General features: G+C 72.8%; 20 protein-coding genes. 12 read left to right on the top strand and 8 right to left on the bottom strand.

The genetic code is table 11. The features are described 5' to 3' along the window. Nucleotides 1-14: 14 nt before the first annotated feature. Nucleotides 15-938: a LysR family transcriptional regulator gene (locus AC3RJ7_RS00350; RefSeq protein ID WP_491453872.1), complete on the bottom strand. Its 924-nt coding sequence runs from the start codon at nucleotides 936-938 to the stop codon at nucleotides 15-17. Between the two features lie 137 nt (nucleotides 939-1,075). Here AC3RJ7_RS00350 and AC3RJ7_RS00355 point away from each other — a divergent pair, with 137 nt between their 5' ends. From AC3RJ7_RS00355 to AC3RJ7_RS00395, 9 genes are all read left to right on the top strand, one after another. Continuing rightward, the gene (locus tag AC3RJ7_RS00355; RefSeq protein WP_491453873.1) at nucleotides 1,076-1,198 is read left to right on the top strand and encodes a hypothetical protein; all 123 of its coding nucleotides are present in this window, start codon (nucleotides 1,076-1,078) and stop codon (nucleotides 1,196-1,198) included. Between the two features lie 275 nt (nucleotides 1,199-1,473). Further along, complete coding sequence (locus tag AC3RJ7_RS00360; RefSeq protein WP_491453874.1) at nucleotides 1,474-2,214, top strand: Type 1 glutamine amidotransferase-like domain-containing protein; 741 nt, start codon at nucleotides 1,474-1,476, stop codon at nucleotides 2,212-2,214. Continuing rightward, nucleotides 2,211-3,566, top strand: coding sequence for an anaerobic C4-dicarboxylate transporter family protein (locus AC3RJ7_RS00365; protein ID WP_491453875.1), 1,356 nt, complete (start codon nucleotides 2,211-2,213; stop codon nucleotides 3,564-3,566). The genes AC3RJ7_RS00360 and AC3RJ7_RS00365 overlap by 4 nt, the downstream gene beginning before the upstream one ends. A gap of 10 nt (nucleotides 3,567-3,576) precedes the next feature. After that, nucleotides 3,577-5,025: a threonine/serine exporter family protein gene (locus AC3RJ7_RS00370; RefSeq protein ID WP_491453876.1), complete on the top strand. Its 1,449-nt coding sequence runs from the start codon at nucleotides 3,577-3,579 to the stop codon at nucleotides 5,023-5,025. A gap of 10 nt (nucleotides 5,026-5,035) precedes the next feature. Further along, the gene (gene pyrE, locus AC3RJ7_RS00375; RefSeq protein WP_491453877.1) at nucleotides 5,036-5,596 is read left to right on the top strand and encodes an orotate phosphoribosyltransferase; all 561 of its coding nucleotides are present in this window, start codon (nucleotides 5,036-5,038) and stop codon (nucleotides 5,594-5,596) included. Continuing rightward, nucleotides 5,596-9,069: a hypothetical protein gene (locus AC3RJ7_RS00380; protein ID WP_491453878.1), complete on the top strand. Its 3,474-nt coding sequence runs from the start codon at nucleotides 5,596-5,598 to the stop codon at nucleotides 9,067-9,069. The genes pyrE and AC3RJ7_RS00380 overlap by 1 nt, the downstream gene beginning before the upstream one ends. Before the next feature lies 1 nt (nucleotide 9,070). After that, nucleotides 9,071-10,018 (top strand): ribokinase, encoded by a 948-nt coding sequence (locus AC3RJ7_RS00385; protein WP_491453879.1) that lies wholly within the window; start codon nucleotides 9,071-9,073, stop codon nucleotides 10,016-10,018. Nucleotides 10,019-10,058: 40 nt separating this feature from the next. Beyond that, the gene (locus AC3RJ7_RS00390) at nucleotides 10,059-10,991 is read left to right on the top strand and encodes a nucleoside hydrolase (protein WP_491453880.1); all 933 of its coding nucleotides are present in this window, start codon (nucleotides 10,059-10,061) and stop codon (nucleotides 10,989-10,991) included. Nucleotides 10,992-11,069: 78 nt separating this feature from the next. After that, nucleotides 11,070-11,771, top strand: coding sequence for an NUDIX hydrolase (locus AC3RJ7_RS00395; RefSeq protein ID WP_491453881.1), 702 nt, complete (start codon nucleotides 11,070-11,072; stop codon nucleotides 11,769-11,771). Between the two features lie 130 nt (nucleotides 11,772-11,901). Here AC3RJ7_RS00395 and pdxR read toward each other — a convergent pair whose 3' ends face one another. Beyond that, the gene (gene pdxR, locus AC3RJ7_RS00400; RefSeq protein ID WP_491453882.1) at nucleotides 11,902-13,413 is read right to left on the bottom strand and encodes a MocR-like pyridoxine biosynthesis transcription factor PdxR; all 1,512 of its coding nucleotides are present in this window, start codon (nucleotides 13,411-13,413) and stop codon (nucleotides 11,902-11,904) included. Nucleotides 13,414-13,519: 106 nt separating this feature from the next. Between pdxR and AC3RJ7_RS00405 the strand changes: the two genes are divergently transcribed. Beyond that, entirely contained in the window at nucleotides 13,520-14,527 is a 1,008-nt protein-coding gene (locus tag AC3RJ7_RS00405) for an aldo/keto reductase (RefSeq protein ID WP_491453883.1), read from the top strand. Nucleotides 14,528-14,650: 123 nt separating this feature from the next. On the opposite strand, the gene AC3RJ7_RS00410 is transcribed toward AC3RJ7_RS00405, so the two are convergent. From AC3RJ7_RS00410 to AC3RJ7_RS00435, 6 genes are all read right to left on the bottom strand, one after another. Next, complete coding sequence (locus tag AC3RJ7_RS00410; RefSeq protein WP_491453884.1) at nucleotides 14,651-15,148, bottom strand: hypothetical protein; 498 nt, start codon at nucleotides 15,146-15,148, stop codon at nucleotides 14,651-14,653. Between the two features lie 44 nt (nucleotides 15,149-15,192). Further along, nucleotides 15,193-15,987, bottom strand: a complete 795-nt coding sequence (locus AC3RJ7_RS00415; protein WP_491453885.1) for an HAD-IIA family hydrolase — start codon at nucleotides 15,985-15,987, stop codon at nucleotides 15,193-15,195. A 140-nt stretch (nucleotides 15,988-16,127) separates the two neighbouring features. Beyond that, nucleotides 16,128-17,510 (bottom strand): serine hydrolase domain-containing protein, encoded by a 1,383-nt coding sequence (locus AC3RJ7_RS00420; protein WP_491453886.1) that lies wholly within the window; start codon nucleotides 17,508-17,510, stop codon nucleotides 16,128-16,130. Between the two features lie 88 nt (nucleotides 17,511-17,598). Then, a complete protein-coding gene (locus tag AC3RJ7_RS00425; RefSeq protein WP_491453887.1) occupies nucleotides 17,599-18,300 on the bottom strand; it encodes a metal-dependent transcriptional regulator in 702 nt (233 codons plus the stop codon). A 117-nt stretch (nucleotides 18,301-18,417) separates the two neighbouring features. Further along, nucleotides 18,418-19,737 (bottom strand): ATP-binding protein, encoded by a 1,320-nt coding sequence (locus tag AC3RJ7_RS00430; protein ID WP_491453888.1) that lies wholly within the window; start codon nucleotides 19,735-19,737, stop codon nucleotides 18,418-18,420. Between the two features lie 221 nt (nucleotides 19,738-19,958). Further along, nucleotides 19,959-21,431, bottom strand: a complete 1,473-nt coding sequence (locus AC3RJ7_RS00435) for an Nramp family divalent metal transporter (RefSeq protein ID WP_491453889.1) — start codon at nucleotides 21,429-21,431, stop codon at nucleotides 19,959-19,961. Between the two features lie 70 nt (nucleotides 21,432-21,501). Between AC3RJ7_RS00435 and AC3RJ7_RS00440 the strand changes: the two genes are divergently transcribed. Beyond that, the gene (locus AC3RJ7_RS00440; RefSeq protein ID WP_491453890.1) at nucleotides 21,502-22,173 is read left to right on the top strand and encodes a TrmH family RNA methyltransferase; all 672 of its coding nucleotides are present in this window, start codon (nucleotides 21,502-21,504) and stop codon (nucleotides 22,171-22,173) included. Nucleotides 22,174-22,183: 10 nt separating this feature from the next. Continuing rightward, complete coding sequence (locus AC3RJ7_RS00445; protein ID WP_491453891.1) at nucleotides 22,184-22,816, top strand: MSMEG_1061 family FMN-dependent PPOX-type flavoprotein; 633 nt, start codon at nucleotides 22,184-22,186, stop codon at nucleotides 22,814-22,816.

Below are 22,816 nucleotides of genomic sequence, written 5' to 3' on the forward strand. Positions count from 1 at the left end.
CTGGCCCTGTTGCGTCACAGGTCGATCTCGAGGTGCTGCTGCTCGAGCCGCGCCGCCTGGGTGACGAGCACGTCGAGCACGGTGCGCACCGCGAGGCGCTCGGCGACGTCGGGGCGCACGAGCGCGACGATCTGGCGGGCGCTCGCGACGCCGCGCAGCGGCTTCAGCACGATCGAGTCGGGCACGGCGCCCGACGTGTACCGCGGTACGAACGCGATGCCGAGCCCGGCCTCGATGAACGCCTCCATGATGCGCATGTCGCTGAACCGCTGGCTCACGACGGCGCGGCGGCCGGCCTGCTGTTCGATCGCGTGCAGGATGCGCTCGAACGGGAAGCCGGGCGGCACGCCGAGCCAGTTCTCGTCGACGAGGTCGGCGGGGGTGACGGAGGCGCGCGCCGCGAGCCGGTGGTTCGCGGGCAGGCCGATGTCGAGGGGCTCGGCGAGCAGCGGCACGACCTTGAGGCCCCGACCGCCCCAGGGCAGCATGCCCGGCATCGTGTGCGCGAGCACGATGTCGTGATCGGCCGTGAGGTCCCCGAACTCGGCGAGTTCGGGGTCGAGGTCGGTGGCGTGCACGACCAGGCCCGCGACGTCGGCGAGCTCGATGAGCACCGAAGGCAGCAGGGTCGCGCCGATCGTCGGGAAGGTGAGCAACGTCACCTCGCCCGAGGGGTCGTTGCGGAACTCGTCCCACAGGGCGGTCGCGCGCTCGATCGCGATCGCGACGTCGGCCGCGCTGCGGGCGAGCGCGTGCCCGGCGCTCGTGAGCACGACACCGCGGCCGCTGCGCGCCGTGAGCGGCATGCCCGCCTCGCGCTCGAGCACCTTCAGCTGCTGGGAGACCGCGGACGGGGTGCGCCCGGTCGCCTCGGCCACCGCCGTCACGCTGCCGCGCTCGGCGAGTTCGCGGAGCAGGTCGAGTCGTCGGACATCCATGTAGCAATACTACATCGTCGATGTAGCATTGTGAGCTTGTGCTGAATAGTTCCGGGCGAGAGAATTGAGGCGTCGAACGGGTGCAACGGTGCAGGGTCGCTCGACTCAACCGCATCGTTCTTCCGAAGGGATCCATCGTGATCAGCGTCATCGTTCTGCTCAGTGTCGTCTCGGTCGTGGCCGTCGCCGGCTCGATCATGGTCACCGCGCGCGACGGCTACCGCCGCCAGCCGCGCGAGACGTTCGCGCGCACCGTCTGAGTGCCGCGAACACCCCGGAGGTCCGTTCTCCGGGGCGTGCAGGGCCGCCGCGCGGGGGAGGGACACCCCGCGGGGCGGCCCTTCTGCATCGTCGGTCGGGTGGGGACGCAGGAGGCGTGTCGAGACCGCCGCATCCGTGGTCTCGACACGGCGCTGCGCGCCTACTCGACCGACGGGGCCACCGTGGTCTCGATACGGCGCTGCGCGCCTACTCGACCGACGGCGCTCCCGCCCGATAGCGTGACCGCAGGGCAGGCAGCAGCGAGGGGGACGCGATGGCGCACGTGGTGGCGACGGGGGCCGGCAAGGCCATGATGGAGCGTCGCAACGACCCGACGCACGACTACATCCTGCAGCTCACCGGCAAGGAGCGCCCGCGAGTGCTGTTCGTCGGCACCGCGACCGGTGACGAGCAGGCCTACACCTTGAGCTTCTACAAGACCTACGACTCCGACCGGTGCGCACCGCACCACCTCACCCTGTTCCACCGCGACCTCGACGACCTCGCCGGCTTCGTGAAGGGCTTCGACGTCATCCACGTCGGCGGCGGCAACACGGCGAACATGCTCGACGTGTGGCGGCGGCAGGGCCTCGACGAGATCATGCGAGAGATGTGGGACGACCCCGCCTCGAACGTCGTCTTCACGGGCGGCTCGGCCGGTGGCATCTGCTGGTTCGAGGGCGGCACCACCGACAGCTACGGCCCCACGCTGCAGGTGCTGCCCGAGGGCCTGGGGTTCCTGCACGGCAGCTTCTGCCCCCATTACGACGCGGAGGACCAGCGGCAACCGCTGTTCCACGCCGCGCTGAAGTCGGGTGAGCTCGCCACCGGCTACGCGGTCGGCAATCTGCAGTCGCTGCACTTCGAGAACCAGGAGTTCGTGACGGCGATCAGCCCGGTCGACCCGCCGCTCGCGCTCCGGGTCGAGGCGGTCGACGGCGAGATCGTCGAGACGCCGTTGCCCGTGCGGGTGCTCGAACCGACCGGACCGATCACGCGGGGGCCGAGCGCATGAACGACAACGTCTGGATCCTCGTCGCCCAGCTGATCGTCGTCGTCCTCGCGATCTTCATGGGCACCCGCACGAGCGGGATCGGGCTCGGCGTCTGGGGCCTCGTCGGCGTCGCGGTGCTCGTCTTCGGGTTCAACACCCCGCCCGGCAATGCGCCCGTCGACGCGGTGTTCATCGTGCTCACGGTCATCACCGCCGCCTCCGTCATGCAGGCGGCCGGCGGCATCGACTGGATGGTGTCGGTCGCGGCGAAGGCGATCAAGTCGCGGCCGAAGAGCGTCGTCTTCCTCGCACCGGCGATGTCGTTCCTCTTCACCGTCGGTGCGGGCACCGGCAACATCTTCTATCCGCTCCTCCCCGTGATCTACGACGTCTCGTACGACCAGAAGATCCGCCCGGAGCGGGCGCTGTCGGTCTCCGCCGTCGCGTCGCAGGTCGGCATCCTCTGCAGCCCGGTCTCGGCGGCGACGGCGTCGCTCGTCGTGCTCCTCGCCCCGAGCGGCGTCGACCTCGGCCAGGTGCTGCTCATCATGTGGCCCGCGTCGATCATCGGCCTCTTCCTCGCCTCCCTCGTCATGGTGCGGCACGGCAAGGACCTCGAGAACGACCCCGAGTACCAGCGTCGACTCGCCGAGCACCTCGTGAAGCCGCCCGCCGAGGACACCACCGAGCGCAAGCTGCCGAAGACCGCGGTGCTGTCGGCGTCGATCTTCCTGGCGGGGGTCGGGTTCATCGTGCTGATGGGTCTCTTCGAGGGGCTGCGGCCGATCATCGGCACCGATGACGCGGGCGACCCGGTGCGCGTGTCGGTGACGGTCATCATCGAGGTCACGATGGGCGTCATCGCGGCCCTCATCTTCGTGTTCTGCAAGGTCAAGTCGGCCGACGTGCCGAAGCAGTCGACGTTCCCCGCCGGCATGGTCGGAGCGTTCGCGCTGTTCGGCATCGCGTGGCTCGCGAACACGTTCGTCGCGTACAACAACGACCTCATCGTCGACGGCCTCGGGTCGCTGGTCTCGGGCTCGTCGGCCTTCATCGGGGCGCTCCTGTTCGCCCTCGCCCTCTTCCTCGTCGCGATGCTGACGACGAGCCAGTCGAGTGCGACGAACGCGATCGTGCCGATCGGCCTCGCGATCGGCCTGCCGGCCTCCCTCATCGTCGGGCTCTGGCCCTCGGCCATGGGCATGTACACGCTGCCCGCCAACGGGTCGCAGGTGGCGACCGCGGCGTTCGACCAGACGGGCACCACGAAGCTCGGCAAGTTCGTGTTCGACCACTCGTTCCAGCTCCCGAATCTCGTGTACGTCGTCTCGGCGATCATCGTGGGCGTCCTGCTGTCGTTCGTGGTGGTCTGACGGGTCGCCGATGGCCGAGACCGACGCCGCGGACCGCGACCTCCTCCGCACGTTCCTGCTCGGGCTTGCCGAGGGGATGAACGCCGCGGCCGAGTCGGTGGCCGTCATCCACGAGACGCTCGTGCGGATCTCGAGGGCGTACGGTCGCGACGACACCGACGTCATCGTCCTGCCGACCGCGATCGTCGTGCAGACCGGCGTGGGCGAGAAGGGGCACGTCGCGGTGCGGTCGGCGGTCAACGCGTCGTTCCGGTTCGACCAGATCGCCGAGCTCTACACGCTCATCGGCACCGCCGAGCGGGCCGCGATCACCCCGCTCGACGGGATCCGCCGACTCAACGAGATCGGTGCGATGAAGCCTCGGCACAGGTGGTTCGTGCGCACGCTCGGCCACGCGATCCTCGTGACCGGGCTCGCCCTGCTGCTGACGCCGACCTGGCAGGGCGCCCTCATCGCGTTCGGGCTGGGCGCGTTCGTCGGGCTCGCGAAGCTCGTGCGCTCGCCGACCCTCCAGCTCGTCTTCCCGGTCTTCGCCGCGTTCGCCTCGGCGCTCGTCGTGTTCCTCATCGCGCCGTACGTGGAGATCGGCGATCCGATCCGGCTGCTCATCGCCCCGCTCGCGACGTTCCTGCCGGGCGGGGTGCTGACGACCGCGGTCGCCGAGCTCGCGGTCGGCCAGATGCTCTCGGGCGGCTCCCGGCTCGTCTTCGGCCTCGTGCAGCTCGCCCTGCTCGCCTTCGGCATCCTCGCCGCCGGAACCGTCGTCGGCGTCGCGAGTTCGAGCTACGCGGCGCTGGAGGCATCCGCGCCCTTCCCGTGGTGGGCCGCGATCGCGGGCGTCCTGCTCTTCGCGATCGGCAACTACCTGCACTTCTCGGCGCCCCCGCGCACGTTCGGCTGGGTCCTGCTCGTGCTGGCGGTGGCCTACACGGGGCAGACCGTCGGCACGGTGCTGCTCGGCTCGACCGTGAGCGGGTTCGTCGGCGCCCTCGCGATGACGCCCGTGGTGCTGTGGATCGCGTCGCTGCCCCACGGTGCGCCGTCGCAGCTCACGTTCCTGCCGGGGTTCTGGCTGCTCGTGCCGGGGGCGGCGGGTCTCGTCGGCCTCACCGAGGCCGTCGGCACGTCGAGCGGCCTCGAGGACTTCGCCGCGGCCCTGACCGCGATCATGTCGATCGCGCTCGGCGTGCTCATCGGCACCGCGCTGTACCGGGTGGTCCACCACGGCGCCGAGGAGCTCGCGGAGTTCCACATCGACGTGCCGGCCGCGCTCGCCGAGGAGCAGGAGCCGCCGTTCTGGGCGCGCCTCGTGCCGGGGACGCCGCGTTCGCTGTGGGGCGGCGGGCGTCGGCGGCGGCGCCGCGACGACGGCGACGAGCGGTCTTCGGATGCCTCGCGGCGGGCGGCCGGCGAGGCGTCATCGGGTTCCACCCCTTCCTCTCAGGCAGGCGGGCCGTAAAGTATTGCGGGTGACCACGCACGACGCAGACACCCGCCGCAAGCTCATCGAGCACATCTCGGCCGAGGCCGTGTTCCACGGCGATTTCACGCTCACGAGCGGCAAGAAGGCGACCTATTACGTCGATCTCCGCAAGGTGAGCCTCGACCACCGCGTCGCTCCGCTCATCGGGCAGGTCATGCTCGACGTGATCGCCGACATCCCCGATGTGGCCGCCGTGGGCGGCATGACGATGGGCGCCGACCCGATCGCCTCGGCGATCCTGCACCAGGGCGCCGCGCGCGGTCTCGCGTACGACGCGTTCGTCGTGCGCAAGGAGCCGAAGGACCACGGCCGCGGCAAGCAGGTCGAGGGTCCCGAACTCGCCGGCAAGCGCGTGATCGTGCTCGAGGACACGTCGACCACCGGCGGCTCGCCGCTCAAGGCGATCGAGGCGCTGCGCAAGGTCGGTGCCGAGGTCGTCGCCGTCGCGGTCGTCGTCGACCGCGCCACGGGCGCCCGCGAGGTCATCGAGGCCGAGGGGGTTCCCTACCTGTACGCCATCGGGCTCGAAGACCTGGGCCTGGCCTGATGAACCAGCGGCAGGGATTCGACGACGGCGCCGACTGGCTGCTCGCGCAGCTCGCGGGCGGGGCCGACGCGCCCGCGACGCCGACGGCTCCCCTGCCGCAGGTCGCCGCCCAGCCGGTGATGCCGCCGGCCGCGCCGCAGCCGACCCCGCCCGCGCCCGTCCGACCCGCCGTCGCGCCGCCGCCCGCCGCATCCGCCGCGCCGTCCCGGCATGACGAGGTGCTCGACTGGTTCTCGCTCGCGGAGCCGCCCGCCGCACGCGACACGGCGACCCGTGCGCTTCCGGTCGTCGGTGCGCCCGCCGAGCCCGTGGCGCCGGCCGCCGCGCCCGCTCCGGCACCCGCGCCCGAGCCGTGGGCGCCGCCGTTCGTCGTCGACCCGCCGGCGCCGACGGAGCGTCTGACGGCGGTCGAGCCGCCGGTCGGCGGTGGGACCAACCGTCCGGTCGCCCCGGCCGCGCCGCCCGCTTCGCCGCTGCCGACCTGGAACGAGCCCGCCGCACCGCCCGCGTGGAACGCGCCCGCGGCATCCACGCCGGCGACGCCTGCCGCCCCGCTGAATCCGACCGCCCAGCCCGGGTGGAACGCCCCCGTCGCGGAGACGGCATGGGGCGCCGCGCCCGACGCGGTCGCGCCCGCACCGACCGACGCCGCGCCCGCCACGCCGCCCGGCCCGGTCACCCCGACCGCTCCCTTCGCGCTCACGTGGGGCGAGCAGGAGGCCCGTTCGGAGGCCGAACTCCGCGAGGCGTTCCAGCGGCTCTCGCAGGAGTCGTCGGCGCTCACCGCGTCGGAGCCGAGCAGCACGCCCGTCGCCGAGGCCGGCGCACCGGTGGTGCCCGCCTCGCCGGCTCCCGACGTCGCTTCGCCGGTGGTCGACGCCGCATCGCCGGTGGTCGACGCGACTTCGCCGGTGGTCGACGCGACCGACCCGTTCGCCGGTTACTCGGCGCCGGCGGTCGCCCGGAGCTCGTTCACGCCGGTGGGCGGTATCCCGGTGCAGCACCCCACCGCGCCGCCCGAGGCGCCGGCCGGCTGGGGCGCGGCGCCCGCCCCGCAGCCCGCCGCGAGCTACGACGCCGAGCTCTGGGCCGCCCTCAACGACTCGGAGCCGGCAGCCCATGCCGCCGGGGGTGCCGAGCCCGTCGCGCCCGAGCCGGTCGCGCCGGCGCCGATCGCATCCCAGCCAGAGGCGATCGCGTTCTTCGATTCGGCGCCGGTTCAGGAGCCCGAGCCGGAGACGGCGGCGTTCTTCGCGCCCCAGCCCCAGTCGGTCGAGCCGTTCGCAGCGGTGCCGCAGGCACCGGCCGCCGAGCCGCTCGTACCGGGCCCGGTGATGCGGGCGCCCGAGCCGTACGCGTCCGAGTCGCCGGCGGAGACGCCCGAGCCCGTGCGACCGGCACGCAGCCGCTTCGACGCCTTCGCCGAGGAGCTCGAGCAGCCGTACGACCGGAATGCCGCGCTCGACACGCGAACGGCGATGTTCCCCGTCGTGTCCGCCGCGCCCCTGCCGCCGACCGGGCCGCAGCCGACCGCGCAGCCCGAGCTGCCCGTCGTCGCCGACGCGACGCCGTCGATCCTCGACGAGCCCGTTGCGCCGTCGCGTCCGCCGTTCCCGGCGTTCGCCGCAGAGCCCCGCACGCCCGCGCCGATTCCCCCGGCCGAGCCCGTCGACGACCTCCTCGCGGCACTCGGCCGTTCGTCGAGCCCCAGCGCCGAAGTCGATCCGCCTGCGGCTGCCATTCCGATCGTCGGGACGGCGGCGTTCGCAGCGGCCGCAGCGGCTGCGGCGGCAGCGGCCGCGACGCCCGCAGCGGCCGCTCCGTCGCCGCTTCCTGCCGCGACCGGTGGCCTCGGTACCCTCGGCCTCTCCTTCGACGATGACGGGGACACCACCGACGACGCGGAAGCGGGAACGGTGCCCGACGATGACGAGCCGCGCGGGCGCCTGCGGCTCTTCGGCCGCAGCCGTCGCGACGACGAGGTCGACGATGAGGACGACGAATCGCCGGTCGCGCGCGAGCTCGCCGAGACCGGCTACTTCTGGAACCTCACCCCCGACCCCTCGGCGGAGGATCCGCGCGCAGAGTCGGCGGGTTCCGTCTCGGCGATCCTCGCCGCGACGACCGAGGCCGCATCGACGGCCGCCGTCGTCGGTCGAGCCGAGCCGGCACCGATGACCGCTCCGTGGGCGCAAGCCGGGGCCGAGCCGTTCGACGACTCCGCCTCGCCGTTCGAGGCCGAGCCCTCCGACCGGCACGACCCGGCGGAGGACGAGGACACGGCCTTCGGCTTCGACGCCTCCGCCGCCAGCCTGGCGGGCCTCGCCGCTCCCGCTGCGTACGCCGCGTTCGACGACGACCACGCCGCCGACGAAGCCGCGAGCGACGAGTGGGCCGCCTCGGCCGACGAGCCCGCACCGACCGGTCTCGTGGCCGACTCCGGCTCCGACATCCCGGGCTTCGCCGCGCAGCCGGCCGAGGCATCCGCGTACGACGCGACGACGCCCTTCGATGTCGCACCGACCAGCGACGAGCCGGTGAAGCCGGTCACCGACGGCCTGCAGGTGCTCTTCGGCTTCTCACCCGCGACGGCTCCGCAGCCCATGATCGGCGCCTTCGAAGCGCAGGCCGGGTCGCAGCCCGCTGCGGCGACGGCACTCATGCCCGCCTTCGGTGCCGGCGCGGCGGCCGGCCCGGTCGCCGGCGGCGCCGGCGGTGCCGGCGGTGCGTTCGCCTTCGCGGGCGGCGCCTCGGCCGGTGGGTCGACAGGCGGCTCCGGTCCGGTCCGCGGCGGTTCGTCGGGCGCCGGCGGCACCGGCGGCTCGGGCTGGAACGCCGATTCGAACGGCGGTGCGGGCAAGGGACCCGGATCGTCGAGTACGGGCGGCTCCGGGGGAGACGACCACCGCCGCGGCATCCGCCTGCTGCTCTGGATCGCCGGCGGCCTCGTCGCCGTCCTCGTGATCGCCGGGCTCTTCTACCTCGGCACGCAGCTCACGGCGGGCGGAGGCGATGCGTCGCCGACGTCCGGATCCCCGTCGGCCTCCGCGAGCGAGACCGCGGCGCCCGAGCCGACCGCGCCGCAGCCCGCCGGCGTGCACGCCTGGGACACGCTCTACGGCGGCGAGTGCGTCGACCCGTACACCGACGCCTGGCAGCAGGAGTTCACGGTCGTCGACTGCGCGACGCCGCACGCGGCGCAGCTCGTCTACCGCGGCACCCTCCCGGGCGACGCGGGGGCCGCGTACCCCGGCGACGCCGAACTCGCCTCGCAGATGAACCTCCTGTGCACCGCGCCCGGCGTGATCGCCGTCGAGAACGTGTCGGGCATGACCGACCTGCAGGTGCAGGGCGCCTACCCGGCCGACGCCGAGCAGTGGGACGCCGGAGCGCGCGACTACTACTGCTTCGCGAGCCGCTCGAGCGGCGAGAAGCTGACCGTGAGCATCGCCGGCCCCGGGCCCGCCGCCTGACATGGCGGTCGGGGCCGGCGCACTCGTCGTCGTGGGGTCGCTGAACGTCGACTCCACGAGCTACGTCGCCGGGTTCCCCGAGCCCGGTGAGACCGTCACGGCGCACAGCTTCGTCGTCGCCCTCGGCGGCAAGGGTTCGAACCAGGCCGTCGCCGCGCACGTCGCCGGCGCCGCCGTCGAGCTCGTCGCCAGGGTCGGTGACGACGCGAGCGGCGACTTCGCGCTCGCTGCGCTCGGCCGATTCGGCCTGCCGCTCGACGCGATCGAGCGCGTGCCGGACGTCCCGACGGGCGTGGCCCAGATCACCGTCGCCGACTCCGGCGAGAACACCGTCATCGTCACGCCCGGCGCGAACGCCTCGCTCACACCGGAGGTCGTCGACATCGAACGCGATCGCATCGCCGGCGCGCGGATCGTGCTCACGCAGGGCGAGGTGCCCGTCGACACGATCGACCGGCTCGCCGAGGTCTCGACCGACGCCCGCGCCCGGTTCGTGCTGAACCTCGCGCCGCCCGCACCGGTCGCGGCATCGACGCTCGCCGTCTGCGATCCGCTCGTGGTCAACGAGCACGAGGCGCGTGCGGTCGGCATCGGCGCGGATGCCCCTGCCGAGGCATCCCTCGACCTGTGGGCATCGCTCGCCGCCGACGCGGTGGGCGGTCTCGCACGCTCGGTCGTGATCACGCTCGGCGCCGCGGGCGCCGTGGCCGCCTCGGCGGACGGCACCTGGACGGCGCCCGCGTCGAAGGTCGACGCGGTCGACTCGACCGGCGCCGGCGACGGGTTCACGGGAACCCTGGCGGCCTTCCTCGCCGAGGGGCGGTCCCTCGGCGAGGCCCTCCGCATCGCGGTGGCCGCCGGGTCGCTCTCCGTGCAGGCGCGGGGGACCGTCGACTCCTACGCCCCGCGCGCCGCGGTGCTCGCCGCCGCCGAGCTCACCGACTCCTGAGGCGGTCGAGTCCGTCACGACTCCGAAGGAAGGTTCCACCGTGCCGATACCGGTCATCCTCGACTGCGACCCGGGACATGACGACGTCTTCGCGCTGTGGCTCGCCGCGGGGCATCCCCTGCTCGACCTGCGCGCCGTCACGACGGTCGGCGGCAACGTGCCGCTCGAGCACACGAGCCGCAACGCCCGCATCGCCCTCACGGTCGCCGGCGTGGAGGGCGTTCCGGTCGCTGCCGGTGCGACCGGTCCGATCGCCCGGGTGCTGCAGACGGCCGAGTGGATCCACGGCGAGAACGGGCTCGGCGGGCCGGTGCTGCCCGAGCCGACCGTGCCGCTCGACGAGCGCACCGCGACCGAGCTCATGGCCGACACCCTGCTCGCCGCCGCCGAGCCCGTCGCGATCGTCGCGACCGGTCCGATCACGAATGTCGCCGTGCTGCTGCGCGACCGGCCCGAGCTCGCCGATCGCATCCGCGAGGTCGTCTGGATGGGCGGCTCCACCGACCGCGGCAACGCGACGCCGTACGCCGAGTTCAATGCGCTCGTCGACCCCGAGGCGCTCGACCTCGTCGTGCGGAGCGGGGTGCGGTTCACGATGGTCGGGCTCAACGTGACGCATCGCGCGCTCGTCACCCCCGCCGTGCGCGATCGACTCTCGAGCGCGGGCAACCGCACCGCCGCGTTCGCGGGCGAGCTGCTCGACTTCTTCTGCCGCACGAACGACGAGGTCTTCGGCATGCCCGAGGGGCCGCTGCACGACCCCGTCGCCGTCGCGGTGCTCGCCGACCCCGACTCCGTCGCGCTGCGACGCACCCGGCTCGACGTCGAGCTGCACGGCACCGAGACGCTCGGCGCGACGAGCGTCGACTTCGACGGGATGCTCCGCCGCGAGCCGAACGCGTTCGTCGCCGTCGACCTCGACGTCGACCGGTTCTGGGCGCTCGTCGAGGCATCCCTCGCGCGGCTCGGCTGAGCTCACCGCGGGTCGCCGAAGCGGGCCGCCGCACTCGACCCGGTCGCGGTGTCGGTTGCGCGGGGTAGCCTCGGGAGGGTGACCGCACGACGATCCGCACCGGCGCGAGACGAGCTCGCGGCCCTCGTCGACGATGCGGAGCTCTTCACCGACTGGCGCGACGGCGCCGAGTTCGGCGAGATCGAGTACCGCGACGCCGCCGTGCTGATCCTGTTCGGTGTGCTCGACGAGCTGCCGAGCGAGCACGTCGCCCGCGATCGCGCGGTGTCGCGCGACCTCGACGTGCTGCTGCTCGCGCGGGCGGAGACGCTGCGCTCGCACGCGGGGCAGGTGGCGTTCCCGGGCGGCCGGGTCGACCCGGGCGACCGCGACGTCGTCGACGCGGCGCTGCGAGAGGCCCGTGAAGAGACGGGGCTCGACACGGCGGGCGTCGACGTGCTCGGCACGCTCGCGCCGCTCTCGGTGCCCTATTCGGGCCACATGGTGACGCCCGTGCTCGGCTGGTGGCGCGCACCGTCGCCCGTCGGCGTGGTCGACGTCGCCGAGTCGTCGGCGGTCTTCCGCACGCCGGTCGCCGACCTCGTCGACCCGGCGAACCGGTACACGACGGTGCTGCGCCGCGACGGGCACGAGTGGCGCGGCCCCGCGTTCCTGCCCACGGTCGGCGGCCGGCAGCACCTCGTCTGGGGGTTCACGGCGCTCGTGCTCGACACGCTGCTCGATCGGCTCGGGTGGGCCGAGCCGTGGGACCGCGGGCACGAGCTCGAGCTCGCGCCCTGACGCTTCCGTGCGAGCCTGCGAGGGCGGGAGTGACGCGAGTGTTGCCGTATCGGCCGAGCGTGGCACCTGCGGCGGCACCCTTCGGCCGAAACGGCAACACACGGCGGCTTGAACGAGCCGGGCGACGCGCTCACACGCGCGATCGGATGACTCGCGCCAGTCGCGCGATCGCCTCGTCGACGAGCGCGTCGGAGAGGTTGCCGTAGCCGACGACGAGCGCCTCCTGCATCGTGCGCTCGCCCGACGCGCGATAGCGGGTGAGGTCGGCGACCGCGAGCTCGGCGTTCGCCGCCGCGGCTGAGACGTCGCTCGCACGCACACCGCGTGGCAGCTCGAGCACGGCGTGCATGCCTGCGGCGATGCCCGTCACGGCGAGTTCGGGCAGCTCCCGCGCGAGCGCGGCGAGCAGTGCGGCGCGGCGCCGGCGGAACCTCCCGCGGGCGGCCCGCAGGTGCCGCTCGAGGTCGCCCGCCTCGATGAACCGCGCGAGCGCGACCTGCTCGAGGGTCGAGGGCCGGGGGCGCTCGGCCAGGCGCACCCGCTCGCGGAGCGCGGGCGGCATGAGCGCCCAGCCGAGCCCGAACGCCTGCGCCATCGACTTCGAGAGCGAGCCCACGAGGACGACCCGGTCGGGCGCGAGGCCCTGCAGCGCGGCGATCGGCCGGCGGTCGTACCGGAACTCGGCGTCGTAGTCGTCCTCGATGAGCGCGCCGTCGACCTCGCGCGCCCAGCGAACGATCGCGTCGCGGCGGGTGGGCGAGAGCGCGGCGCCCGTCGGGAACTGGTGGGCGGGCGTGATGAGTGCGGCGCGAGCGCCGGTTCGACGCGCCGCCTGCTCGAGCGCGTCGACATCGATGCCGTCGGCGTCGACCGCGACCGGCACGGGGGTGAGCCCGGCGGCTGCGGCGACCTCGCGCAGCTTCGACCAGCTCGGATCCTCGACGACGATCGCCGAGTGCCCCGCGGCGCGGAGGCCTGCGACGACCGCGGTCATGCCGTCGGTCGCGCTGTGGGTGATGACGACGTCGTCGGGTGCGGCGACGGCTCGGCGCGAACGTTCGAGGTACGCGGCGACCGCGATGCGCGCTGCGGGGTGCCCGAGCCGGTCGACGACCGTGAGCTCGGCGTCGGGCAGCACCTCGAGTGCGCCCCGCACGGCGGCCGCCCACCGCGCCCGCGGCACGTGCCGGAGGTCGGGCACGCCCGGGCCCAGGTCGAACCGGGGCCGGCGGTACTCGCCGCGCAGTCCGTCCGCCGCCGGTGGTCGAGTGGCGAGCGACGAAGGAGCACGCGTATCGAGACCGTGCGACGAGGTCTCGATGCGCTCCTCCGTCGCTACTCGGCCACCGATGCCTGCCACAGCGCGAGCCGGAACGCGGGTACCCGAGCCGACCGTCGCCTCGAGGAACCCCTCGGCGACGAGCTGCCCGTAGGCTTCCGTCACGACCCACCGCGAGACGCCGAGGGTCTCGGCGAGGGTGCGGCTCGGCGGCAGCGCCGCGCCCGCGGGCGCCCGGCCGTTCGCGACCGCCTCGCGGATCGCCCGTTCGAGCCGGTCGCGGAGCGGCGCGGGCCCCGAGCCGAGGTCGAGCAGGGTCTCCCACGCGAGGGTCGGGCCGTGAGCGGCGCTGGATCGAGGCATCCGGTCTCTCGATTGGTCTGGTCGAAAGGCTTCTGATTGGAGTGTATGCCCGAGCCGATCGATTCGTACGCTCGAAACCGTCAACCCCACGATGAAGGAGCACCCCATGCGATACCGCACGATCGGCAACGGCCGCACGAACTTCGACGTCTCGACGATCTGCCTCGGCACCATGCAGATGGGCACCAAGATCGACGAAGCGACGTCGTTCGCGATCCTCGACCGGTTCGTCGAGGCCGGCGGCACGTTCATCGACACCGCCAACAACTACAGCGTCTGGGACGGCGGCTACGGCCGCGACAGCGAAGACCTGATCGGGCGCTGGCTCCGGAGCCGCGGCGTGCGCGACCGGGTGCGCATCGCGACGAAGGTCGGCGCCGCGAAGAAGGACCCGGCGCTGCCCCTCTCGAACACCCCGCCGACGAACTTCCAGGGCCTCGGCGCCGCGACCGTCGACCGGGAGGTCCGCGAGAGCGCCAAGCACCTCGGCGTCGAGCACATCGACGCCGTCTACGGGCACGTCGACGACCTCGAGACGCCGATCGCCGAGACCGTCGGCGCCTTCGGCGCCCTCCAGGAGGAGGGGCTCATCGAAATCTCGGGCATCTCGAACGTCGCGCTCTGGCGCATCGTCGAGGCGCGCGAGGAGGCGATTCGCCAGGGCGTCGCGCCCTACGGGCTCGTGCAGCAGCAGTACAGCTACGTCTATCCCGTGCCGAAGCTCGGCCGGCAGAACTTCGTGACGCCCGAACTGCTCTCGTACGCGGCATCCACCGGGGTCGACGGCCGCCCGCCGCTCGCCGTCACCGCCTATTCGCCGCTGCACCAGGGCGCGTTCACGCGCCGCGACAAGCCGCTGTGGGGCGGCGTGAACCACCCGACGACCTACGCCCGCATCGAGCTGCTGCACGACGTCGCGCGTGAGATCGGGGCGACGCCGAACCAGGTCGCGCTCGCGTGGCTGCTGGGGCGCGAGGTGCCGGTCATCCCCGTCGCCGGGCCGTCGAGCGTCGCCCAGCTCGACGAGGTGCTCGGCGCCGCCGAGCTCGACCTCGACCCCGAGGTTCGCGCACGGCTCGACGCCGATCCCGAGGAGGCGCCGCTCGCGGCGTGAGCCGTCCGGCGGCGCTCACTCGATCGCCGAGTGTGGCCGTTCGCACCGGGTGAAGCCGCCGCCGCGGCAACGCCGGGTCGGAACGGCAACGCTCGGCGTTCGAACGCCGTGGCGCCGCGCGCGTCAGTCGCCCTGTTCGACCTCTTCGTCGGCGTCGGGCTGCTCGTCGTCGTCCTCGTCGTCCTCGTCGTCGAGGTCGGGTTCGGCGACGCTCAGCACCTCGATGAGGAGCGCCTCGTCGAGCTCGGCGTAGATGACGAGGCCCGCGTACTGCGTGGGCGCCTCGTACACGAGCACGAGCGTCGCATCGCTCGAGACGATCGCGCCCTGCAGGTCGAGCTCGTCGTGAAGCACCGCGTAGTCGGATGCCTCGGGCGAGGCATCCCCGCCCTCGAAGTCGGAGTCGACGAGCTCGTGCACGATCTCGTCGTCGAGCCGGTCGAGCTCCTCGGCGGTGAGCGGGGCGAGCGCGCGCTGCGCGATCGCGAGCATCTCGGCGGAGTCGAGCTGCTCGTCGTCGTCGAGCGCGAACAGCACGGCCACCTGCCGGTCGCCCGGCAGTGCGACGACGGCGCTGAGCTCGCCGTCCTCGTCGAGGTCGATATCGGTGAGTTCGATCATGGTGCCAACTCTTTCAGAGGGAGTGGACGACGGCGAGCAGGTCGTCAGAGTTCGGTCTCGGCCGGGTCGCCGACGAGCTCGAACACGCCCTTCAGCACCTCGTCGGGCCGGAACGGGTACTTCTCGATCTCGGCCTGGTCGCTGATGCCCGTGAGCACGAGCACGGTGTGCAGGCCCGCCTCGATGCCCGCGACGATGTCGGTGTCCATGCGGTCGCCGATCATCGCGGTGTTCTCGGAGTGGGCGCCGATCTTGTTGAGCGCCGAGCGGAACATCATCGGGTTCGGCTTGCCGACGACGTACGGCTCCTTGCCCGTCGCCTTGGTGATGAGGGCGGCGATCGCGCCGGTCGCCGGCAGCGGCCCGTCGGCGCTCGGCCCCGTGGCGTCGGGGTTCGTGACGATGAACCGGGCGCCGTCGTTGATCAGGCGGATCGCCTTCGTGATCGCCTCGAACGAGTAGTTGCGCGTCTCGCCGACGACGACGAAGTCGGGGTCGGTCTCCGTCATGATGTAGCCCGCCTCGTGCAGGGCCGTCAGGATGCCCGCCTCGCCGATCACGAACGCCGATCCGCCCGGCAGCTGCTGCTTGAGGAAGTCGGCCGTCGCGAGCGCCGAGGTCCAGATGCGCTGCTCGGGCACGTTGAGGCCCGACGCGCGCAGCCGGGCCGACAGGTCGCGCGCGGTGAAGATCGAGTTGTTCGTGAGCACGAGGTACGGGGTGCCGGCGTCTTCCCACTGTTGCAGCAGCTCGGCGGCGCCCGGCAGGGCGTGGTTCTCGTGCACGAGCACGCCGTCCATGTCGGTCAGCCAGCACTCGACTTCATCACGTCGTCCCATGCGCACCAGCCTAGGCTGCGCGGGTCACGCGCCGATGACGGGCGTGTGACGGGCGGGATGCCTCAGAGCGGCGTCTCCGGTCGGTCGAGCAGGCGCGCAGCGCCGTATCGAGACCACCCGCCGTGGTCTCGCTGCGCTCGCTACTCGGCCGCCGGGGCGTCGAATACCGCGATCAGGTCCTCGACGAGTTGCACCTCGCTCGGTTCGTCGTCGGCCTCGGGCGTGAAGCCCATGCGCACGACGACGAGGTCCTCCGACGGCACGACGATGACCTTCTGGCCGTCATGGCCCGAGGCGTAGTACGTGTCGTCGGGCAGGCCCGGCCAGCGCAGGCTGCCGTCCTCGAGCGTGTTGACGCGCCAGCCCATGCCGTAGCCGGGGTCGTCGGTCGACTCGACCGGTGCAACCTCGAGCGAGCGCGCCATCCAGTCGGCCGGCAGCAGCTGCTCGCCGTTCCACTCGCCGTTCTGCAGGGCGAACTGGCCGATCGCGGCCCAGTCGCGCGGCGTCGCCCAGAGGTACGACGAGCAGACGGGGGTGCCGGCGGCGTCGGGCTCGAACGTCGCCGACGAGAGGCCGAGCGCCCCGAGCAGGGTCTGCCGGGGCAGGTCGGCGCCGAGGCCGGTGCGCTCGGCGAGCACCGAGCAGAGCAGGGTCGTCGAGCCGCTCGAGTACTCCTGCACGGTGCCGGGCTCGTGCTCGAGGGGGAGGCTCGCGACGTACCCGCCCATGTCCTCCTCGTTGTATAGCATCTGCGTGATCGGGGTGCCGAGGTCGTACGTCTCGTCCCACTCGAGGCCGCTCGTCATCCGCAGCAGGTGCTCGATCGTGATGTCGGCACGGCCGTCGGTCCACTCGGGGCGGAGCCCCGCGTCGTCGAGCGAGATCGCGCCCTGCTGCACGAGCATGCCCGCGATGAGGTCGGTCGCGCTCTTCGACATCGACCAGCCGAGCTGCGGGGTGTCGGCATCGAATCCCTCCGCGTAGCGCTCCTCGATGAGATGGCCGTCCTTCAGGACGACGACGGCGCGGGTACCGAGCGCGTCGGCGTCGGCCGCCGACAGTTCGCTGCCGAACGCCCGGTCGATCGCCGCCTCGAGGTCGGCCGTCGAGTACAGCCAGTCCGCCGTGTGGACGAGGGGAGCGGCATCCGTGTAGGGGTTGCCCTCGCTCGTGACGGTCGTCGCCTCGCCGAAGTCGGGGGCGTCACCCGCGAGCGTGCAGCCGAAGCCGGGCGCGAACCACGCCTTCTGCGCGGCCAGCACACCGAGGAGGGAGCCGGTCGTGACAGCCTCGTCGCGGTCGACGTCGACGCTCAGGTACGGCACGAGCGGGTTCGGCGGCAGGTCGGTCGCCGGGTCGTCGCGCCCGGCGACCTCGGTCACGGCGCAGGCGTTGTGCGCGGCGTAACCGGTGCCGGTGCGCAGCATCGGGCGCTGCCACCAGTAGACGGCGACGGCGCCCGCCACGAGGACGAGCACGATGACGAGGAGGACGACCAGTGTCCGGCGGAGGATGCGCACGGCCGGATGCTAACAGCCGACCGGTGATTCGCCTACGTCGTGGTGGGAACCGCACCGCCGCAACGGGTGATCGGCCGCGAGGGCCGCGTCAGCCCGTCACCCAGATCTCCGCGGCCGCCTCGGCCGACAGCTCCAGCGGGGATGCCTCGGCCGCCCGCCCGCCCGTCGCGTCGGCGTCGAGCGGGGTCACGGCGACGAGCACGCGTTCGCCGGAGGTATCCGTGCTCGTGACCTCGATGCCGACGCCGGGGGCGACGCCCGCCGCCGCGAGCGCGCGCAGCACCTCGGGGTCGCGGTCGCTGATGCGCAGCACCCGCCCGCGATGCCCGGCGGGGGCACCGTCGAGGCGCAGGAACGGCTCGCTCGCGATCGTGCCGTCGCCGGCCGGGATCGCGTCGCCGTGCGGGTCGCGAGCGGGGCGGCCGAGCCGCAGGTCGATCGCCTCGAGCAGCCGGTCGCTCAGGGCGTGCTCGAGCACCTCGGCCTCGTCGTGCACCTCGTCCCACGCATAGCCCATCTCCCTCACGAGCCACGTCTCGATGAGCCGGTGCCGGCGCACCACCGCCAGCGCGCGCTCGCGACCCTCATCGGTGAGGCGCAGTGGTCCGTACGGCACGTGCGCGACGAGCCCCGCCGCCGCCATCTTCTTCACCATCTCGGTCACGCTCGACGGCGCGACACCGAGCTTCGTCGCGAGCTGGGAGGGCGTGATGGGGTCGGGCTGCCACTCGGTGTGGGAGTACACCGTCTTGAGGTAGTCCTCGATCGCGGGATTCTTGCTGGCCGGCATCGCGCCCAGCCTAGCCGCGTCATCCGCGGCCGGGCCCGACGCGGCGCCGACAGGCGCCGGCGACGCCGTTCGACGGCGGCGAACGGCGTCGGGGATGCCGCGGGCTCGAGCCGACCGTCAGACCCGGGCGAGCCGTTCGATGTCCTCGAGGAACGCGTCGGCGGTCTCGGCGGAGACGGTCGTGCGGGTGCCGGCGATCGCCTCGAGGTAGTCGGACGTGGCCGGACCGTCGGCGTGGGCCGGACCGTCGGCGTGTGCCGAGGCATCCCCGCCGCCCGCCGAGCCGTTGCGCACCGCGGTCTCGAACGCGCGCTGCGACGCGCTGCGCGCGGCGAACTCGATGTCGGCGGGCGAGAAGCCGGCGGTGCGCTCGACGAGCAGTCCGAGGTCGACCGACCCGGCGACCTGGTCGGGCACGTAGCGCTGCCAGATGGCGAGGCGGGCCGCCTCGTCGGGGAGGCCGATGGGGATCACGTAGTCGAACCGCCCGTGCCGGAGGAACGCGCTGTCGAGGGCGCGGATGAAGTTCGTGGCGCACACGAGGAGTCGGCCCGGCTGCTCGCGGAACGCCGGGATGATCTTCAGCAGCTCGTTCGTGACGCCCTGCAGCGGCGACGGCGGCTCGCCCGAGCGCTGCGCCGCGATCTCCTCGACCTCGTCGATGAACACGACCGCGTGCTCGAGCTCGGCGATCTTCGTGAACGTGGCGCGCAGCGCCCCGGCGAGGCCGCCCGGCTCGGCGGCGAGGCGCGAGGGGAAGACCTCGACGAACGACCATTCGAGCCGCGATGCGATCGCCTTCGCGAACGTCGTCTTTCCCGTGCCGGGCGGGCCGAACAGCACGACGGCGCGCGGCGGGACGACGCCGTAGCGCTCGGCGAGGTCGGGCTCGGCGAGGGGCAGCACGAGCCGCTGCTCGAGGATCTCCTTCTCGCGGCGCATGCCCGCGACCGACTCCCACAGCGTGCGCGGCAGCAGGCGACCGCCGAGTTCGGCGAGCGAGCTCAGCTCCTGCCGCTGCACCGGGATGCGGCGCTCGAAGTACCGCAGCTGGTGCTTGAGCTCGAATCCCTGGTTCGCGAACGCGTCGACCCGGCTCTCGTTCTCGGGGATGAGCGCAGAGAGCTTCGTGAGCCCGTGCGGCGCCATGCGCTTCTCGAGGGCGGCGAGCATCGCCGATCCGATGCCCTGGTGGCGCCAGTCGTCGGCGATCGCGAAGAAGACGACCCAGCCCTGGTCGTGCGCGGCGCGGCCGACCGCGGCGCCGATCACCTCGTCGGCGTGGACCGCGACGACGGCGTGGTCCATCTGGCACGACGCGATGACCTCGCTGAGGTCGTAGACCGGTTCGTGCGACGACTGCCGCTGCGCCTCCCAGAGGTGCAGGATGCCGTCGAGGTCGTCGTTGTGGAACTCGCGCAGACGCCAGCTGGACATGTGATCCTCCATCGGTGAGTTCCAGCAGCGTAGGCGAAGCGCCTCGGGCGGTCGGGCTGTGTGACGTCGCGTGCGACGGAAAGATCCTCGAGTGTTGCGCGAGCGGAAAGAACTGCGGCAGTTCCGCGGCAGGTTGCAGGCACTTCCGACGACACGCCGTGTGCGGGGCCGCCCCGGGCGGTGCGTCGCGCGGAAGTGCCTGTAGCCGGCGGGCCCGGGCGTCACGCCCCGGTGAAGACGAGCCAGAGCAGGATCGCGTTGAGGGTGATGAGGAACACCGATGCCGCGATGCCCGCGGCGGTCGTCGCCCAGTGGTTGCGCCACTGCCCGAGCACCCCGGCCTTCGCGGTGAGCGCGACGAGCGGCACGAGCGCGAACGGGATGCCGAACGACAGCACGACCTGGCTGAGCACGAGCGAGAGCGTCGGGTCGAATCCGAGCCACAGGATCACGAGCGCCGGGATGAGCGTGACGAGCCGGCGCGCGAGCAGTGGCACCCGCACGTGCAGCAGGCCGTACATGATCTCGGCGCCCGCGTACGCCCCGACCGAGGTCGAGGCGAGGCCCGAGGCGAGCAGGCCGACCGCGAAGAGCGTCGCGATGGCAGGGCCGAGCGCCGCGCCGAGCGCGGCGTACGCACCCTCGAGGCTGTCGGTGCCCTCGACGCCCGAGAGGTTCACGGCCGCGAGCAGCAGGATGCAGAGGTTCACCGTGCCGGCGATAGCCATCGCGATCGACACGTCCCAGCGGGTGGCGCGCACGAGGATGCCGGTGGGCAGCGCCGTCGCGGTGCCGGGGAGCAGCTCGGGGGAGGCATCCATGCCGCGGCGGATGCCGAACCCCATCGAACGGGCAATGGTGGTCCGCAGCGGCGCTCGAGTGGACGACCGTTGCCCACTCGATTGCGCGGGCGCGCCGTCGGGCGGTGTGTCGCGGCGGCCGCCCGCCTGCTCTCCTCGCCGGGTCGCGAACCGGTCGCGCGAGAGCGCGGAGTGCGCGTAGATCGCGTGCGGCATGATCGTCGCGCCGAGGATCGACGCGGCGAGCAGCACCGAGTTCGCGTCGGCGAAGCGCGGCACGAGCCCGCCGAGCAGGGCCGCGGGGTCGGGCGGGGCGATGAACACGCCGACGGTGAACCCGATCGTGATGATCGCGAGCAGCCCCATGATGACGAACTCGAACGTGCGCGGCCCCCGCCGCGACTGCAGCACGAGCAGCACGATCGACACCGTGCCCGTGATGAGCCCGCCCCAGATGAGCGGCACGCCGAACAGCAGGTTGAGCGCGACGGCGCCGCCGATGACCTCGGCGAGGTCGGTCGCCATCGCGACGAGCTCGGCCTGCAGCCAGTACGCCCGGCGGCCCCAGCGGTTGCGGATGCGCCCGCCGAGCACCTCGGGGAGGCTGCGACCCGTGACGATGCCGAGCTTCGCCGAGAGGTACTGGATGAGCCAGGCCATCACGTTGCCGAGCACGACGACCCAGACGAGCAGGTAGCCGTACTGGGCACCGGCGGTCATGTTGCTCGCGACGTTGCCGGGGTCGAGGTAGGCGACGCCCGCGACCAGCGCCGGCCCGATGAGCCAGGCGACGCGCGGCAGGGATGCCTCGCGAGGGCGCCGCCCGCCCCGATGGGGGCGCTCGGGGCGGACGGCCGTCGTGGACTCGGTCTCGTCGTCGAGAGTTTTCGGCATGCCTAAAACATACCAAGATTTCGGCGTACCGAAAACCGCCTCGGACTCGTGTCGCGGGTAGCGTTGCCCTGTGAGCGACGACCGGCACGAGGCATCCGAACCCGAGGCGAACCTGCCGCAGCACGGGGTCGGACCGTGGCCCGGCGGTGAGGCCGAGTGGCCCGACGACCCCCGCTACGACCGCGAGCTGCTCGCCGCGGGCGACACCCGCAACGTCATCGACCGCTACCGCTACTGGCGCATGGAGGCGATCGTCGCCGACCTCGACGAGCACCGGCACCCGTTCCACGTGGCGATCGAGAACTGGCAGCACGACATGAACATCGGCTCCATCGTGCGCAGCGCCAACGCGTTCGCCGCCGACACCGTGCACATCATCGGGCGCCGCCGGTGGAACAAGCGCGGCGCCATGGTCACCGACCGCTACCAGCACGTCGACTACCACGCGGATGTCGCGGCCTTCGCCGAATGGGCGCGTGGCGAATCGCTTCCCGTGATCGCCGTCGACAACGTCGAAGGTGCCGTGCCGATCGAGGCGTTCGCGTGGCCCGAGCGGTGCGTGCTGCTGTTCGGCCAGGAGGGCCCGGGGCTCTCGCCCGAAGCGGCAGCCGCCGCCGACGCGATCGTCGAGATCACGCAGTTCGGCTCGACCCGATCGCTCAACGCGAGCGCCGCCGCCGCGATCGCGATGCACTCGTGGGTGCTCACCCACGCGTTCGGGCCGGTCGCACCCGCGGAGTAGCGTGGCGAGCATGACCGACAACGCGCGAGGCATCCCCGTCACCAGCGTCGACGAGCTCGAGGCGATCGTCGGCACGCCGCTCCCCGCCGCGCGCAACAAGGAGCGCGACCGGCTGCACGAGATCGACCGGGCGTGGCTCGCCGCGGCACCGCTCGCGTTCCTCGCGACGAGCGACGACGAGGGCCGGCTCGACGTCTCGCCGAAGGGCGATCCGGCGGGGTTCGCGCACGTGCTCGACGATCGCACGATCGCCATCCCCGAGCGGCTCGGCAACCGTCGGGCCGACGGGTTCCACAACCTGCTGCGCAATCCGCGCGTCGGACTCCTCTTCGCCATCCCGGGCCGCGGTGACACGCTGCGCATCAACGGCCGTGCCACGATCGTGCGCGACGCGCCCTTCCTCGACGACATGGTCGTGCGGGGCGACCGGCCCGTGCTCGCGACCGTCGTCGACATCGAAGAGGTCTTCTTCCACTGCTCGAAGGCGTTCCTGCGCTCGAGGGCCTGGCAGCCCGACACCTGGGCGCCCGAGGCCGCGCCGCGGCGGGCCGTGATCGCCAAGACCCTGGAACGGCCCGACGACTCGCTGGAGCAGCTCGACGAGTACTACGGCCCGAGTTACGCCGATCGCATCTACGGTTGA

The organism is Agromyces solani (assembly GCF_058349925.1).

What these genes read in the sequence shown, in the direction of transcription:
- AC3RJ7_RS00385 (WP_491453879.1), top strand. Translation starts at nt 9,071, where the DNA reads ATGGCGGTCGGGGCCGGCGCACTCGTCGTCGTGGGGTCGCTGAACGTC.
- AC3RJ7_RS00445 (WP_491453891.1), top strand. Translation starts at nt 22,184, where the DNA reads ATGACCGACAACGCGCGAGGCATCCCCGTCACCAGCGTCGACGAGCTC.
- AC3RJ7_RS00380 (WP_491453878.1), top strand. Translation starts at nt 5,596, where the DNA reads ATGAACCAGCGGCAGGGATTCGACGACGGCGCCGACTGGCTGCTCGCG.
- AC3RJ7_RS00425 (WP_491453887.1), bottom strand. Translation starts at nt 18,300, where the DNA reads ATGCCGGCCAGCAAGAATCCCGCGATCGAGGACTACCTCAAGACGGTG.
- AC3RJ7_RS00370 (WP_491453876.1), top strand. Translation starts at nt 3,577, where the DNA reads ATGGCCGAGACCGACGCCGCGGACCGCGACCTCCTCCGCACGTTCCTG.
- AC3RJ7_RS00415 (WP_491453885.1), bottom strand. Translation starts at nt 15,987, where the DNA reads ATGGGACGACGTGATGAAGTCGAGTGCTGGCTGACCGACATGGACGGC.
- AC3RJ7_RS00405 (WP_491453883.1), top strand. Translation starts at nt 13,520, where the DNA reads ATGCGATACCGCACGATCGGCAACGGCCGCACGAACTTCGACGTCTCG.
- pdxR (WP_491453882.1), bottom strand. Translation starts at nt 13,413, where the DNA reads ATGCCTCGATCCAGCGCCGCTCACGGCCCGACCCTCGCGTGGGAGACC.
- AC3RJ7_RS00360 (WP_491453874.1), top strand. Translation starts at nt 1,474, where the DNA reads ATGGCGCACGTGGTGGCGACGGGGGCCGGCAAGGCCATGATGGAGCGT.
- AC3RJ7_RS00430 (WP_491453888.1), bottom strand. Translation starts at nt 19,737, where the DNA reads ATGTCCAGCTGGCGTCTGCGCGAGTTCCACAACGACGACCTCGACGGC.
- AC3RJ7_RS00350 (WP_491453872.1), bottom strand. Translation starts at nt 938, where the DNA reads ATGGATGTCCGACGACTCGACCTGCTCCGCGAACTCGCCGAGCGCGGC.
- AC3RJ7_RS00435 (WP_491453889.1), bottom strand. Translation starts at nt 21,431, where the DNA reads ATGCCGAAAACTCTCGACGACGAGACCGAGTCCACGACGGCCGTCCGC.
- AC3RJ7_RS00365 (WP_491453875.1), top strand. Translation starts at nt 2,211, where the DNA reads ATGAACGACAACGTCTGGATCCTCGTCGCCCAGCTGATCGTCGTCGTC.
- AC3RJ7_RS00410 (WP_491453884.1), bottom strand. Translation starts at nt 15,148, where the DNA reads ATGATCGAACTCACCGATATCGACCTCGACGAGGACGGCGAGCTCAGC.